Below are 16,154 nucleotides of genomic sequence, written 5' to 3' on the forward strand. Positions count from 1 at the left end.
GCTGTTTGCGGCTGGACCCGCACGAGAACGTATGCAGTGACAGGGGAGAGGGTGAGGGGATTTGATGCCTGTAACGATGTGCGATCTAGCAAAGACGCTGCCGCTCCTGATCGGCCGTCTCCTAGACCGGGAGACAAAGCTTAAGCGGGGGCGGTTCCGCGAGGAGACGATGACCGACATCTTCACCGGCGCACTTGCGGCATTCGCCGGACCTGAGCTTGTCATCCAGTATCCAGATGAGGCCGTGACAGGCGGTGACCTTGATCTGCGGTTCTGGCACGTAGCTGCGGGGCACGAACTCCAATTGAGGATACAGGCCAAGCGCCTCAGTGCCGCCCGCAACGCCAAGAAGGCAGTGAATATTGCGCATCGCTCCTATCATGAGTTGCTGCACAAGCCGCCTCGTGCGGCCAAGTTCCAGTTTGAAACCCTGCTTGATGCACCCGCGCCTTGGGTGCCGCTCTACATGTTTTACAATCATCAATCTGCGGTGGATGACCGCTTCTTCGCGAGTGCCGGCCCGGCGGTGAGCGGGGTGAACCTCGCCTTTGCCGCCGATATCGCAAAGGAGCTGACGGCAAAGCTCAAGGCTGCGAAGGCCACACCCAAGTCAGTCAAGCATCACAAGCGGCTGAGCTATCTCCGCAAAAACCTGTTCGGACTAGAGGCAATATTGTGTCCGAGTGGCGATTGGGGTGGAGCAGGCGTGCCGTCGCCGGACCTGGTCTTTGCCTCGCTTCTTGGTCGCTGGGAGGTAAGCGGCAAGGGAAACGGACGGACGAAGGACGAGCAAGATGCCATGCGCATCCGGTCAGACCCATCCCGTGTCTCTCCTGAGGGGGCCCCCGGACGGCGCATTTCTGATGGGCCTTCCATAAGGGTAGATCATACACTCAAACGTCCGGCAGTCACGTTTATCTCTGGACGGACTGGCGACAACCGTACCCCTGTCATCACCGAACCTTCCAAGGGATAGCGGCGCTTGCCGCTGGTGACCGCTTCCCGCCGGTCGGTCTCACGCCCTCCACATGGTCGAGCGGAGTAAGTTCTGCATGTGCTCAGGCAGGTCAAGTTCGCAGCGCGCCTCGATCTCCAATAGGTACTTGGACTTGGCCAAGCGATCGCCTTCCCTGACCGCCGGGTAAGCGCAGACGGCCAGAAGGGCCTTTTCCTCTGCTTGGCTCGCTCTGTTGCGATCGGGGATGCTTCCCCCCAATTTCGTGAACTGCCTTGCCAAATGCCGCGTATTCTACCTTATGCGCCTCAATCAGCTCACACAACTCGCTGGACGGCACCAAGTCTTGCCGCCTGCGCTCTGAGGCGAGCGCCGTTGCTGCAACCGTCGACGAGACGACAGCGCTGCTGGAGTGGACCAGCACTGCGCGGCGGCTGATCTTCGACGTGGTGGCTACTCCTCTTCGATCAATGGCGGAAAAATCTGGTGTCGCAGGAACTGTAGCACGCGGGTTCGCACCTTCATGTCAGGATGCATGAGCATTGTCGTTTTTCTGGTCGTGCCATTCAGCGGGTCTTATCGGCCTCGGTCATAACCGGGCTTCCGGTTAGGAATTGACGAGGCCAACCGTCGAGATATTGTGTCGCCCTACCTGACCGCCGCCCTACCTGACCGCCCTGTCTCTCGTGCGATTTATGCCGACAGGAGTGCCTCAGCGCACTTTTCAGGATGACTTGAAACAACTTGCCGCCGACTTCCGCGTCTAGTCGCTCGCGAGGTGCCTCATCTCAGTCTTTAGGAGCTTGATGCGCTCGCTAGCTGTGACCTTTCCATAGGTTGTCCATCCGGCCCGGACTGGGAAAGCTGAGGTTGTCGAAGCTTCAGTGATTCTCGGAGGACCGGATGAACATCCACAAGAATGCCCGTCTGACGCCGCGCGGTCGAGAGCGAATTGTAAGGCAGGTCGAGAGCGGGCAGACGCCGCAGGCCGTGGCCGAAGCCGCAGGCGTCTGCCCGCGGACGGTCCGCAAGTGGGTCGACCGATATCGCCGCGAAGGATCGGCGGGATTGCGAGATCGCTCATCCCGGCCGCATCGGCTGCGCCAGCCAACGCCTCAGGCGGTTGTCGAGACGATCGAACGGCTGCGCCGCCAGCGCTGGACGGGCAAGCAGATCGCTGCCGAGGTCGGCGTCTCGCCAGCAACCGTCAGCCGTGTGCTGCGCCGACTGGGCTTGAACAAGTTGAGCGCGCTGGAACAGGAACCTGTGCGCCGCTATGAACGCGAGCATCCCGGTGAACTCATCCATCTCGATATCAAGAAGCTCGGCCGGATCGGCTCTGTCGGACACCGCATCACCGGGCGATATCCTGGTGCAATCAACCGCCACCACGGCATCGGCTGGGAGTTCGTCCATGTCTGCATAGACGATGCCTCGCGCATCGCTTTCGTCCAGGTCATGCCCGACCAGCGCAAGGAGAGCACCGTTGCCTTCCTCGAGGCTTCCGACGAACGCAACGCCGAGCTGCCGCGATGGCTCCACCGCTATAACTGGCATAGACCTCATGGCAGTATCGGCTCAAAACCGCCCATCAGCCGACTCGGTCTGGCCGGGAACAACCTATTGAGGCTCCACAGCTAGCAAACTGCATTGAGCACGTTGTCGCTGGTGCCCGAGTCTGACTGATGCAAAGAAGGCTGCAAATTTGTGCGACAGCGGGGGATCGATTTGCCATCTCTGGTCATCGACAGCAGCATGCTGCAATCGCAGGAATTGCGATCCTACCTTCAGGCGAGCCCAGACAACTTTGCGGTGCTCGCCGACTACGCCTGGATCGAGATCTACAAACAACGGACGCTGGAAGCCATCAAGCACGGCCTGTCCGTCGTAGGCGACTTCCCTGATCAGCTGATCCTGCTGCGGGCCAACGGCGAGATAATCCAGCTCGACCCAAAGGAGCCGGACCTGCGTGAGCGGATGCAGTTCAAGGGAACAGCCGACAGGATTCGTGAGATGGCCGCCATATTCAGAAGCGCCACAGTCGATGATGCGGTCATCTTGAGGCAACTCCATGGTCACTGGAATTTCGCGAACAGCCTGCTTCCGGTACTGATTGAAGGCGCAGTCGAAATAGCGGCATCTCTGCCCGAAATGGAAGAGCAGATGTTCACCAAGGCCGAAGTCCGCATCATCAGGACGAGCAGCCGATATTCGGCTGCGATGATGGAAACCATTTACGGCGCCGCCGTGCAGATATGGGAGACTCTCGCACAGGCCTATCGGTTGCCATGGCAGAATCTCGGAGACGGTCGCGTCGCTCAAACCTATCTCTTTCGATATGCGCTTGGATTGGTCATTCATCTGCTTTTTCGGATCAGAAGCGGCAGCCAACCTGTCAAGCGGATGGACAGGATGAGCAACGACATGATCGACCTGAGCTTCTGCGTCTATGCCTCTTACTTCGACGGCTTCATGACCGCCGACGAGAAAGCGCGTTGGATCCATGCAAACTTGGTCGCTGCCTTGGAAGCCGTGTCGCGCTGATTCCGATCCGCCCGGTGGACAACCGGATCGTTTTCGCGCCAGCTCTAAGGGACCCCTCCTACGAGAGGAAACCCTGGATGTGGTTCTCAAGGACGTGGCACTGATACGGCCTCATGTTCGGCTCAATGACCAACCACGAGGTGCAAGCGGAAGCGCGCTCCTCGATTTCCTGAAAGGCAACCGCCACAGGCGAACGATCGAGGTCAGCGACGAAGACATCTCGCAGTTCTGGAAGGCATCGATTGGGGAACTGAATATAGCGTTGGTCTTCTAGATGAGCAGTCCGACATCGTCCACGTTCACAGGGCACATGACCTGCCGCACGCTATCATCGGAGCCGTGCTGGGAGCCATGCTAGCGGGATGGACGCACGAGCTGCTGCCTTTCGAGATCGAGTAGAATGAGGACGGCGATGTTTAAGGCATGGGTAGGGGCCAAGTTCGGCGTGGCCGACAACTTCGTAAGTGGCAGGAGGGTTCTCGTCTTGGGCGAATCCCACCACGCAGATGAGCACCCGGTGGGAAGCGTGGTTCCGGAGATGACTCATGACACAATGCGACTCTACGCTTCGGGAACCCGTGAGCGCTGGAGGCGTACCTTCGACAATCTGGCGTGGGCGGTTTCTGGCAAGAACCGCCAGCACCTCGAGCGCGACGGCAAAAGGAGCGAACCCGAAGTCTGGGACTCTCTCGCCTTCTACAATTACATCCCGGTCGTTCTAGCGCCGCGTCCCAGGTCCTACAGGCCGACCAGCGCTCTATTTGGTGGTGAAAGGACAATCTCGGCGTTCGAACAGGTGCTCGCCGAGACAAAACCAGAAATCGTGTTGATTTGGGGCTATGAGCTTTTTCCGTGGGTAATCAGGAACCACTACGCAGACTACGAAGGGCACCCATGGTCGTTCTCCGGCGAGTGGATCGACCTGCCCCGAAATCCACCCATCCGCGCTGTGCGGATGAAGCATCCATCGACTGGCTTCTCGGCGGCAGCCTGGCATGGCGTGGTTCGACGTGCGTTGGATCAGGAATGGCCTTGAAACAAGGGACTCGCTACATCGCGGCGAACGCTTGGCGATCGTTCGCAGTTTTGAACAGCTTCGGGGTGCATCCCATCGCCTAGCGACGCTTGTCAGTCGGAGGGCGTTGAGGAAGACCTTCGAACTCAGCGCAGCGGCGGGCCGCCAACGAAAGTTTGCGTTGGCGAGCCATCCGCCGACGCGCTGTCCGGCATCGAAAATTGATTCCTCGTATGGTTAGTCGCCTGGCGTCCTTGACGAAGCTGATGATCAAGCCGGACCTGCGATCTTAAACATCCTCAGGCGGACTCGCCGTCGAGTTGCCGATTAAGACGACCCAGCACAGCAGCCTTCGCGTCGTCGACGCAATAGACCGGAAACTCGCTTCCAAGTTTGGCTAGGTGACTGCTCCAGGTCGATACCTGCCGCTCGAATTTTCCCGCTTCCAACTCAGCAGGGAATATCAACAGTCTCGGCATCGGATCGACCACAGGAGCTTCGGCTCCTGCGGCTATCCGGGCCACAAGATTGCCGAGCCGAGGCAGAGCTGCTTCTCCGGAAAGCTTCGTCGCCATCCGATGGAAGGTCCGTAGAAGCCTGCATGTCTCGACATAAGCTGCGGAAGCCGCGTCTCGGTAGACAGGGCGGCTGAGATATTTGTTGTAAACCCCCAGCTGCCGGATGACCTCAGGATTGCTCCTGCTGCGCAGCCTGCTGTCGCCCAGGGTTTTCGCCTCCCAGAAAACGACGTTGATGCGCCCCGCCCCGGCGTTCATCCAATGCAATCTCGATATTATTCAATGACTTGAATGATGGTTAGAGCAGGAGCCAAGCCGACAACCCGTGTCGCTCACTCGACAAACCCGGCAGTAGTGTCGGTTGCCCGAGCACGAACAGCTGTCGCGCGAGACGGTGCGCCGGCGCCTGGCCGAGAACGACCTCAAGCCCTGGCGCGAGGACATGTGGTGCATCCCTAAGGTCGATGCGGAGTATGTCGCGCGCATGTAGGATGTGCTCGACCTCTATGCCGAGACGCCCGATCCGAAGCGGCCGGTCGTGTGCTTCGACGAAAGCCCGACGCAGCTCGTCGGCGAGGTGCGCCAGCCGATCCCGGCCGCACCGGGAAGGCGGAGCGCTACGACTACGAATACAGGCGCAACGGCACCACCAATCTGCTCGTCTTCCTCGACGCTCACCGACCCTGGCGCAAGGTGACAGTCACCGAGCGGCGCGCCGCCGATTTTGCCCACTGTATGCGCGATCTCGCCGATGGCCATTATCCCGAGGCCGCCTGCATCCGCGTGGTGCTGGACAATCTGTCCACCCATACGCCGGCCGCACTCTACCAGGCTCTGCCGCCCTCAAAGCGCGACGCATCCTGCAACGGCTGGTGTTCCACTAGACGCCCAAGCTGCCAGCTGGCTCAACATGGTCGAGATCGAGATTCGCGTCCTGCGCAGTCAGTGCCTCGACCGCCGCATCGAAATCGCGACAGCCTCGTTGCCGAGGTCGCTGCTTGGGTAAACCAGCGAAACAATAGCGGTGCCCGCATCAACTGGATGTTCTCAACTGAACAGGCGGGCGAGCTGCTTTCGTGCTTTCGTCGTTTCATGCAAATTAGAGAAACTAAGTGTGCTTGGTTGCATGTTGTTTGTTCTTAGGTATCCGCTATTTATTACCGCTGTTATTGTAAGCTCAGCTTCTAAAGATGTGCATTCCTCCGGACTTCTGAATAAAGGCAAGGCAATGCGCGCGATGGTTAGGGTACCGAGCGTCAAGGAGGAGGACCATCGGCGCATTGGCCGTGAACGCAAGGTTCTGGTTGGTGAGCGGACCTGCCATGTCAACCGGATCAAGGGCCTACTGTTTGCTCAGGGCATCACCGGCTACGAGCCGCTGCGGCGTGACCGGCGACACCGGCTTGAGGAACTGAGGACCTGCGGCGGCGCGCTGCCTGAACATCTGAAGGGGCAAATCCGTTGCGAGCTCGACCGGCTCGAACTGGTGATCGCCCAGATCAAAGAGGTGCAGGCCGAGCGCCGCCCCAGGTTCGGTTCCTTTCAAGGCGCGCTATTTTCGGCGGCCAGTTCGCCGAAATTCTGATGTTGACCGAGGCGTCGGGAAAGTGCGCCGTGATCTTGCCAAGGCGCGCAAGAATCGCTGTCATGCAGTGCCTTGATCGTGTACATCTTAAACTTGCGCGGAGCGTCACGTCGGGAGGCGAGTGACCGGTATGCGATGGATGATCCTGCTGGTCGTTTTCAGTGCTATGGGATTTGTCCTCATTTCAGGACGTGATCGGACCATCGATATTGCCAACACCCTCGTCGAAAAAGGGCAGTTACGGGTTCTTGATGCCGATGAAGAGGAGACTCTTCGCCGTTTCCTCTCGGCATTGCTCTCCTCCGAAAAAGCTGGAGTCGAACTCGCCATTAATCGACGTTACCAGGACGGACCTCTGAACATCTATGTTGTTGATGCAGCTGCGAGGGAAGGCGCGCGCGTCGTTTCCCGTGGCAATGCGGCGTATGTTTCGTCTCCCGATATCCTCTTCATCGAAAGCTCTTACTTCAAAATTGGAGATACGAAGGTATTCGCGCGCTCAAACGATTCTCTCACCGAGAAGGTTCTGTCACCCCTGCGTGTCCAGGCATTTTTCGTTCTGGCCCACGAGATCGGTCACCGCCAGCTTCAGCACGGCCGCGAGTGGTTTGGATGGGAGGGACAGGCGCGCAGCTATGAACGGGAGTTCGAAGCGGACGATTTCGCCATCGCAGCGCTGAAGAGGCTGTACGTCAGTTCGCTCAGTAGAGAGCGTGCCGGTATCCCCGACCCGATTGCGACATCCTTCTTGGAGGAACCGGGACCATTAGAGCGCATAGCAGATCATCTTGGCCACGCCGTTGATTTCTTGGCGGATGAGGTCTTCGACAATCCGTTTCCCATCCTCGCGAACTCCGAAACTCACCCGGCCTTCTTCGGCCGGATGCGATCATTGCTGCAGCGCCTGACGATCGACGCAGAAACAGAAAAGGACGAGCCGGCTCTTGATCGACTGCGCTTGGCGGAAGCTGTCGCCGCGGCCAGCGACTATTTGCTTTCCTTGAAACCGATAGAGATCGAATATTCGAACAGTTTTCAATACGCCTATGTTACCGCCGAGCGGCTTGTCGTAATCGGCAATGACGGGCAGCCCGTCGCCGAAACGGCCTTAATCGACCTTGCGCCGGGACGGCAGTATCGGAAAAACCTGCCGGCCTCGCAGCGTGAGGCAACCGTTCGCTACGCTTGGCCGGGCGTTGCGGGTGAGACACTTGTTTTGCGTCGCAACGGGCACCTCGAGAGGACCGACAACAAATCGGGTGGTAGTCGGTCCACTGTCGATCTGACCGGCAAACTCGGAGATAACACCTGCATCAAGCAATTCCTCCTGCCACCAAATCCGCAATTCGCTCTAGCAACATCCTGCATCGAGGGGCGGCCGCAGGTAAGCATAATCGCCGCCGACGGCAGCATTCGGACGGTGCCCCTTCGCGAGCTTGCCTTTGCTGCCTCCAAGGCTGCCGGCCACAGCTCGGTTATTACCGAGAATTTCGAAGTCAGAGGCTTCGGTCTTGGGGCATCTGGCCTGCCCGTGCTGACTTACACAGATGGAAATAATGTATTTTTCGCCATTCTTTCAGCTTCCCTGGTATCGTCCCCTGCACGTAAGCTGACGCTTAAACCGCATGATTTGCCCGAGCCGATCGTCTATAATGGTGCGCGAGCCCTTCCGGGGGCAATCCTCGCCGATCTATCTGGTAGAGCGTATTACGCTTATGGTGCGCCGATCTTTCGCGATATTGGCGTTTTCGACGCCGAGACGATCTCGGATAGGCCGGTAGCATCCGTCGACCTTTCACCATCGGTGAGCGAGGACAGACTGAACACTCTGTTGCCGATTGCCTCTACTTTTCCGATCGGCCAAGGCCGCCTTATCATCAATCTCGGTCGCGAGGGCGCCTATCTGATGGACTTCATCGACAAGAGCTTGCTGCCAATTCGCCGATCAGGTTTTGATGCATTGGAGCAGGTATTCGCTAATGGTAACGGAGACTGGATATATTATCGGAAGTATGGAAATAGAATACTTGTGTTCAAAGGCAAGGAACATGGCGGATCGTAAACTGCTTTTTTCACAAATACTGGCAGCGGTGGGGCTGTTTTTTTGGTCGTACTACATTCTGACATACGTTCTAGGAATGCCGTTGTTTTTGAATACGGAAAGCGACAACCAGCTCGTGGCACAAATCGGGTTCGGGATTTACGGATACATAATCCTCCTCGTCGGCGTGATGTTGGGTGCCGTCTACCAGGAGCTGAAGATTGCGAAGGCGGACGGCAAAGGGCAGGTCAAGATCGGCGCCACCCTTCGCCGGGCGACGCGAACCGCTGACTTTTGGCTCGGGATCTTCGCATCGCCTGTTGTTTATGCAGTCCTCTTGCAAGCAATCGATATGACAAACGTGACGGCGAGCGCCTTCATCGGAATAACGCTAGTCGGTCTACAGAACGGTTTCGTCTGCAATACGGTCGCCGAGTCCTTTGTCAAAAATGGACCGTCGGGTCAGTCAGCGCCGTCGCCGAAGAATTGATTCTGCGCCCCGATATACATGAAACATTATCCGCATGTGGAAGAGGCCCGCGTGGAAAGCATGGTCGGCATAGCCGGTCTTTTCTGCTATCGAAAGAAAGCCGCACCGCACCGCTATCACGTCCCTTCCATCTTCTGGATGTCTCTATCAAAACACGAAACTCTCCGGAAACTTCGATGCGCCTAAAGCGATTGTTTTTCGACAGATAGCGCCGTGCGAGAGGTCGCGCAGCCCGGTCCTCGGACACTTCTCGGAGACTGCCTCGCATCCAAATCGTCGGTACAGACTAGTAATGCCTCTCCGCAGAGCTCCGATATGAGAGCGAAGTTTCTCCAATGAGCTTTAGGCCGCTGATGGGTTCTTTTGAAAACCCTGTGACACCTTTCCGCAGCGGGCTTGTTGTTTTTAGGGCGGTTAATTTTTCCGAGCACTCGTCGAACTTTCGTACCACTTCGCCCGTCACGCTGTTGTTGTTTTGGCGCTATAATCTCGCGCGATAGTTGGGGAGGAACTGGCGATGGAAATATCGAAATTCGCAGACGAGCAACTTGTCGATCAGATCGCAGCGGGCCGTGAGGCCACGCCACAGGCCGACCCGATGCGACTTATCGAACAGGTTGTTCACCGCGCAAGAGCCGGGGCAGGGGTGGACTTCGATGTCTTCGAATCTCTCCTCGGCGAAAACGACCTCGTCGAAATCAACTACCTCGAACGCGGTCTGTTGGCCGCCAGAGCCGTCTGCCGGATCAATGTTTCAGCGCCCGTCGGTGCCGGCAGCGATTGGGGCACTGGTTTTCTGATCGGGCCACGGCTGCTGCTGACCAACAATCACGTCATCGGCTCCGCCGAGGATGCTTTCAAAGCAACAGTTGAGTTCGGCTACGAGCTTGATGCCGAAGGCCGCCTCAAGCGAACGACTCGCTTCCGGCTCTCTCCTCAAGACGGCTTCGTCACGAGCCCCAAGGAAGTGCTCGACTACACGATTGTAGCGATTGCCGAAAGCAGCGAAGACGGCGCCGCGCCGATCTCGGACTTTGGTTTCCTCCGGCTCGACGCCCGGACCGGCAAGACGGAGGTCGGCCAATACGCAACGATCATCCAACATCCCGATGCGAAGACGAAGCGGATTTCGCTGCGCGAGAATAAGTTCGTCAAATACGGGGACGATGCGGATCCGGAGCGCGATAACTTCCTTTGGTACTCGTCCGATACCGCAAATGGTTCTTCCGGAGCGGCCGTATTCACGGATGCCTGGCAGGTGGTGTGCCTGCACCATGCCGGCGTTCCCGACCGCCAGATGGTTGACGGCGAAGAACACTGGATTCTGACCGACAAGACGACGGTCCCGGCCCGCATCGCCATCAATCTCCCGCCCGAAAAGGTGCATTGGCTCGCCAATGAGGGCGTGCGAATTTCCAAGCTCATCGCTGATGTCGAACTGCGAATTGGGGCCCCAGGGTTCGCGCGCTCTGCCCTCATCGATGATCTCGTCGCGGATGCGACTGGTGTAAAACCTTTTGCCGGAACAACGCCGGGAGAGAGCATCATCGGTCCGCCCATCGTTGCCGCGCCGGCGCTGCGGCTTGTGGCCACCGAAGCAAGACGCCGGCCGACGCGGCACACGCATCCGGCGACATATTTCGATGGACGCAATGGATATCTGCCGAATTTCCTGCCCGTCGAGATTCCGTTGCCGACACTTGGGCAGGATGCTTTGCAGCATGGTTCGCCGGCAAAGGTTGTCGGGGCAAGTGACGATGTTCTCCGCTATCAGCACTTTTCCGTGGTCCTAAACGCCAATCCCAAACGCAAGATGGCGTTTTACACGGCTGTGAACATCGATGGCGCCCGCTGGACCAATCTGGAGCGGGGGAATGACGTGTGGTACTACGACCCGCGTGTGCCAGAGGAGCTGCAAAACGGTGACGAGCTCTATGGTGCCGAACCTGTACCGTCGAAGAACTATTTCGACCGAGGTCATCTCGTTCGGCGTCTCGATCCTGTTTGGGGTGATATCCGCATTGCCAAACAAGCAAATGACGATACGTTCCAATGGACCAACTGCTCGCCGCAATATTGGGGTTCAATCAAGGAGCCGATCTGTGGCAGGGCCTGGAGAATTTCCTGCTTTACAACACGGACGAGGAAGATGTTCAGGCGTCCGTCTTCTCAGGACCGTTGTTTCGTTCGGACGATGAAGAGCACCGGGGGATCTTAATTCCGCAGTTTTTCTGGAAAGTCATTGCCGTTACCGACAAGGACAACAATCTTTACACAAGCGCGTACATGGTCAGCCAGCAGGACTATGCACTCAACATTCCCTTTGAACGTCTGCCCGTGGGTCCGAACAGCACAAAGATGGGTCAGAATTTTCAAGTGCCGGTGACGAAGATTATCGAAGACACAGGCATCATATTTGCCAACGTCGTGCGAAATGCTGACGTTTATTCCGGGCCGTCAGCTGGTCGAACATTGCGAACCGTTGCGGATATTCAGCATCCGCGGCGTTGAGATTGTCGGGTAAAGAACGCTTACAACCAACGATCTGCGTAGGGCGGTGGAACGATATACGCTTGGATCAGCAGCCGTGTTATAATAGAGGCGTTCGCGTGTAGCGCCGTTGAATCAATGCAGCGACTGCTGTCGCGCGGCATGGTTCAGCTTGCTTCTGGACTTTCCTTGGTACTTGCAGCTGCTTCTGCCGCCAAGCGCCTCCACTTGCATACCCGTAGAACGGGAATGGTTTTGCGATCTTGTTTGTTTCCCTCAGACGGACACTGCGGCCGCTCGGCGACGCAACACGTTATGACGGCATTCATGCAGGCGCAGATAGACTTTTCCAACACGCCGGAGTTTGCCCACTTCATGGCGGCCGACCCGGGCTCGGGTCCGCTCAAATCCATGGCATTTATATCTACCCACATCCGTTTTGGGTCGCTTAGCGGAACTCGGCGCGCATCGCGTAGCGCTTCCACACAAGTTCTAGTTTAGCAGTAGGGCCGCCAGGACAGCAGGCAGGCTGGCAAAAGGATAGCCGAGATTATTGAGGACGAGCAGAAGCACAATCGGCGGAATGGAGCGCAGCAGCTAGGATATTGACGTGAGATGCCCGACGGCAACGGCGAGTCGAAACGCGCGCGAAAACGAGCTACCGTGTCAAGAGAGAAAGCTGAGCGGACGGTGAAAAGCCGCCATTCGTGGGTACAAGGAGAACTGCATCAACGAAGAATGTAGGGATTGCAGCTCGACATCGGAATTGGAAGAGTTGCGCGATGGGCTGATCGCTCTTCAAAAGGAGCGCGGGCTCACGCTTGAGGACGCAATCTTCCGAGTAGAGATGCGCCTGAGCGACCACGAGGAAACCCCTTTTGGCAGTTCGATAGCTATAACGTCCCGCAGCTTCTCCGACGACCGAAAAGCTCCGATGCCGGCCAACGATGAGGAGATTCGCAAGCTTTTCCGCACCTTGATTTGAGGTGGCGTCGTTACGTCCTAGCGGGAAGCGCATCGAGAGCGGTTACGACACGAGCTGAAAATGCCATACCAATCGCTTTATTTCGGCGAAGGTAAATAGCTCATCTTCCGGCATTATGCGACGATGAGCTGGAGGACGATTTTCTCTTAGTACCCGAGGACTGGAGCTGCCCACTCGCAACGCGAATGATTTCGCGGCAGAGCCGACGAGCCTCCTATTGGCAGAGTTTGTCGAGTGCCGACTGAAGCTTTGTGCGGGCGATGCCGTTCACATTGAAAGAACGTATGAAGATCTTACCGATATCGCCGCCCGCGTTCACATCGATATCGAGCAGCTGGCAATCCTTTCCACGCACCTGCGCCTTTGCTGTGACGGTGTCGGAGACCGACGCCTTCAAGGAGGCCTTGTCGCTGGTCTTGCAACGCAGATTGGCAACTACCTCAAGACTTGATGTCGCACCATCGGATGTGTAGCAGACACTCTTCAGATGATGGTCTGGTCTATCCAGCCCAGCCCGATTGATGCCTTCGCACCCAAGCCCCTCGATCGCCGGGGTGATCGCCTTCGAGAACAAGTGGCCGACGAGTTCGTCACATGACCTTGCGGCGATGGACCCGCCCATGGGAATTGCAACACACAACGTAACCAGGCAGGCACTTCGTGAGATATCCATGTCAGCCTCCGTTCAGGGGAAGAGTTATGGCGTCAGAAAGTCAGATCGGGAAAGGTGCGCCTCATCAGGCGCAAGGCCGCGACGCCAGTCAGGAAAGCAATTACAAATCCGCCGGCGTAAATTACCGCGGATGTGCTCCACAAGGCATCACCCCCGAAGCCTGAACGAAGGCCCGCGGTCGCCAGTCCCGCCAACGCGCCAGCCGCCGCAAAAATAGCTGCTCCGGCCGCCACTCCCGAGAAAGCCTGCAAGCCGAACCGTTTGCTGAAGAAGAAGGCGGCCATAAAAACGACCGTCAGGCCAGCCCCCAGGCATGCTTTGGCAAGCCAAAGTGCCCAGCTTGCATGTCCTGGCGCGGCCAGAATGTTGCCATCGCCGATCAGGACGATCCCTATGGCCGCGTTTATCAGCAGTGGAGCGATCAACAGACAACTTGCACCGTTAACAGTCATGCCAAGTGGCACGACATTAGGATTGGACCCGTCGGATTTCAGCGCCATGCACAGAACAGGAATCCAACCCATGCCAAGGATTGCCGGGTTGAAGACCCAAGCTTCCTGAGCGACGAGCAGGGGTTGCGTGAGAATCGTGGCGCCGAAGTGCAGCCCTTCGTTGAGTAGGACGAAGTAGACCGAACCCGCGACCGTCGCCGCTGCGCAGGCGACAAATGCAACGACAACTTGCCTCAAAGCCGAATACGCCTGGCGCGCGGTCTCGCTGGGATCGTCAATATTCCCACTGGCTCGGGTATCCCGCAGCAGCACGAATGGCACGATAAACACGAAGAAGATGACCGGCAGTATGAACACCAGCCGCTCGGGCACGCCATTTCTCAAAGCGTATCCGTAAATTTCCACGCTGCTCAGGAATGCGGTTCCCAGACCAATGACCTTGACGTCAAGGCTGATCGGTCCGGGTTTCGTTACCAATTCACCCAAGGTCCGATAGGCGAACCAAAAAACGACCACGAAATTCACAAGAATTAGGAGCCCCTGAATGTCGGTGACGGAGAGCTTGCTGGGATTGTCGCAAAAGGGCATCCCCCGAGACAGGCATGACAGCAGCGTGGCGGTCTGGGAGCCAGCCTGTACCAACAGCGCCGTCGTCAGTATCGGCACGAGGCCCAGGCGCAGCTTCTGTGGAACACGATCCCAAAGAGAGTGACCAATCATGCGAGCCCCCACTATTGACAGCCTATTGCAGATCTCAGTCGGTCAGTTGAACAACCCAAGCATCGCGGTCACACGCTACATTGTGGAACTCGAGAGACTTCGCCGCCTGACCCGCGTGCGCTGCTGAGGAAAATCCACCGATCGTTGAGGTGTTAAAACTCGAGAGCTCGATCCGGACTCCCTTTTGGACCTTGTGAATTTGCGTAGTTATGACGACTGCGAACGATGCCATTTGTGCCCCATGTACCTCGGTTCGGTTGCCGGGCTTATGAATTACGTGCCTATCTGAACGTCATTTAGCTGCCTGGTTGTTGGGGTTTGCTTCTTCACGGCTTCTGCAAATGCCACCGAGATTAATTCCAAGTTGCTTCCCCAGTTGTCGCGATACGCGCCGCAAGGCTCATCAAGCGAACGCCCTCGACGAAACTGTCGGGATGAATGGTGAAGTCAACCGTATGCACACCGGCTTGGCCCAGGCCGTCCTTCGCAATGCCAAGGGAGAAATAGAGCGACGGCCTTTTCGCCGTGTAATACGCGAAGTCCTCCGAAAACATGCCGCGCCACGCCGCGGTTGCCACGGTCCCTGGCCATGCACCCTGGAGTTTTGGAACAATACGCTGAAAGAGACCTTCGTCATTGCGCGTCGGCGGCGCCCCGGGTCTCAACGACCAATTTGCTGCTACATTGTTCGCGGCTGCAAAACGCGCCGTCAGGTCGGTGATCATCGCGTTGATCGACTGAGCGCCATCGGCAGCAATGAAAGGGTCCTCAAACGCGCGGATAGTTCCCCCGATTTCGGCGTCGCTGGGCAGACTATTTGATGCGGAGGACTCCGCTTTCAGTCGGGTGACCGATATCACCATCGGCCGGTTGGCAATGTCGACCTTTCGTGCCGGCAGATAGGACAGGCTCTGCGCAAGCTCTGCGGCAAGCATCGGGATATCGCTTCCCCCGAACGGGGCGGCGGCGTGCGAGCTCTTACCGGTCAGATTCAGGGTGAAGTAACTGCTCCCGGCAAGGACGCTGCCAGGGGCGATTGCGATCGATCCTACCGCTAGACCGGGGGCTGAATGGAGCGCGAAAACCGCCTCAATCTTCAGCTGGTCCAGGATACCTTCCTTGACGATATCGTCGGCGCCGCCTGCAACCTCCTCCGCCGGCTGAAATATGAATACGATTTTCCCAAGGAAACGATCGCGGTGGCGCGCTACGAGTTCGGCCGTGCCGAGAAGGATCGCCGCATGAACGTCGTGCCCGCAATTGTGCATGAACCCGTCGAGCAGAGAGCGCGGCTGATGTTCGGAAGGTTCAACTTGTCCTGGATTTAGCTTGCGGGCATCCAATTCAGAGCGAAGCGCGATAACTGGCCCCGCTTGGCCCGTGTCCATGACCGCGACGATCGCGGTTGGAAGGCTTTCGATTTTCACGAAACCAAAGCCACCGATGGCTTCAAGGCGTTCTAGGAGGAAGTCGTGCGCCTTGGTCTCCGCCTTGCCGAGTTCAGGGTTCTCATGGAGGTAGGAATAGGTTGCACGTACGGTTGGCAGAACGCTGTCGAGATCAACAGCGAATTGGTCCGCTTCGGCGGATGTCGCAATCAGAAAAAGGGCCATTGCGACAAGGAGCGGCCGCCGGACGTGCGCCGTGTTGGCTGACTCAACGGCGATGCGTTTCAGCCGGATCACG

General features: G+C 57.7%; 11 protein-coding genes and 3 pseudogenes. 10 read left to right on the plus strand and 4 right to left on the minus strand.

Annotated features, from left to right (window positions below):
* Positions 1-76 precede the first annotated feature (76 nt).
* The 4 genes from NMG70_RS00200 to NMG70_RS00215 all read left to right on the plus strand — a co-directional run bounded on the left by NMG70_RS00200 (position 77) and on the right by NMG70_RS00215 (position 4,535).
* Complete coding sequence (locus NMG70_RS00200; RefSeq protein ID WP_367185471.1) at positions 77-976, plus strand: DUF6615 family protein; 900 nt, start codon at positions 77-79, stop codon at positions 974-976.
* 882 nt (positions 977-1,858) lie between these two features.
* A complete protein-coding gene (locus tag NMG70_RS00205) occupies positions 1,859-2,596 on the plus strand; it encodes a helix-turn-helix domain-containing protein (RefSeq protein ID WP_254022719.1) in 738 nt (245 codons plus the stop codon).
* Positions 2,597-2,683: 87 nt separating this feature from the next.
* Positions 2,684-3,499: a hypothetical protein gene (locus NMG70_RS00210; RefSeq protein WP_254022720.1), complete on the plus strand. Its 816-nt coding sequence runs from the start codon at positions 2,684-2,686 to the stop codon at positions 3,497-3,499.
* 412 nt (positions 3,500-3,911) lie between these two features.
* Entirely contained in the window at positions 3,912-4,535 is a 624-nt protein-coding gene (locus NMG70_RS00215) for a hypothetical protein (RefSeq protein ID WP_254022721.1), read from the plus strand.
* 278 nt (positions 4,536-4,813) lie between these two features.
* Here the strand turns inward: NMG70_RS00215 and NMG70_RS00220 are convergent, their stop codons facing one another.
* On the minus strand, positions 4,814-5,290 hold the full coding sequence (locus NMG70_RS00220) for a hypothetical protein (RefSeq protein ID WP_254022722.1): 477 nt from the start codon (positions 5,288-5,290) through the stop codon (positions 4,814-4,816).
* Between the two features lie 100 nt (positions 5,291-5,390).
* Between NMG70_RS00220 and NMG70_RS00225 the strand changes: the two are divergent.
* From NMG70_RS00225 to NMG70_RS00250, 6 genes and pseudogenes are all read left to right on the plus strand, one after another.
* Positions 5,391-6,175: pseudogene (locus tag NMG70_RS00225) on the plus strand (IS630 family transposase); the annotation flags it as partial.
* Between the two features lie 91 nt (positions 6,176-6,266).
* A pseudogene (locus NMG70_RS00230) lies at positions 6,267-6,554 on the plus strand (IS110 family transposase); the annotation flags it as partial.
* 202 nt (positions 6,555-6,756) lie between these two features.
* On the plus strand, positions 6,757-8,679 hold the full coding sequence (locus tag NMG70_RS00235) for a phage exclusion protein Lit family protein (RefSeq protein WP_254022723.1): 1,923 nt from the start codon (positions 6,757-6,759) through the stop codon (positions 8,677-8,679).
* The gene (locus NMG70_RS00240) at positions 8,666-9,148 is read left to right on the plus strand and encodes a hypothetical protein (protein ID WP_254022724.1); all 483 of its coding nucleotides are present in this window, start codon (positions 8,666-8,668) and stop codon (positions 9,146-9,148) included. The genes NMG70_RS00235 and NMG70_RS00240 overlap by 14 nt, the downstream gene beginning before the upstream one ends.
* Before the next feature lie 598 nt (positions 9,149-9,746).
* Positions 9,747-11,659 (plus strand): annotated as a pseudogene (locus NMG70_RS00245) (DNA/RNA non-specific endonuclease).
* Between the two features lie 745 nt (positions 11,660-12,404).
* On the plus strand, positions 12,405-12,623 hold the full coding sequence (locus NMG70_RS00250; RefSeq protein WP_254022725.1) for a hypothetical protein: 219 nt from the start codon (positions 12,405-12,407) through the stop codon (positions 12,621-12,623).
* Between the two features lie 214 nt (positions 12,624-12,837).
* Here the strand turns inward: NMG70_RS00250 and NMG70_RS00255 are convergent, their stop codons facing one another.
* The 3 genes from NMG70_RS00255 to NMG70_RS00265 form a co-directional block, all read right to left on the minus strand.
* Complete coding sequence (locus NMG70_RS00255; RefSeq protein ID WP_254022726.1) at positions 12,838-13,296, minus strand: hypothetical protein; 459 nt, start codon at positions 13,294-13,296, stop codon at positions 12,838-12,840.
* Positions 13,297-13,328: 32 nt separating this feature from the next.
* Positions 13,329-14,468, minus strand: a complete 1,140-nt coding sequence (locus tag NMG70_RS00260) for a hypothetical protein (protein WP_254022727.1) — start codon at positions 14,466-14,468, stop codon at positions 13,329-13,331.
* Positions 14,469-14,821: 353 nt separating this feature from the next.
* On the minus strand, positions 14,822-16,153 hold the full coding sequence (locus NMG70_RS00265) for a M20 metallopeptidase family protein (protein ID WP_254022728.1): 1,332 nt from the start codon (positions 16,151-16,153) through the stop codon (positions 14,822-14,824).
* Between the last annotated feature and the right edge of the window lies 1 nt (position 16,154).

The sequence above is a fragment of the Mesorhizobium ventifaucium genome, assembly GCF_935822925.1.
GTDB classification, from domain to species: Bacteria; Pseudomonadota; Alphaproteobacteria; order Rhizobiales; family Rhizobiaceae; genus Mesorhizobium; species Mesorhizobium ventifaucium.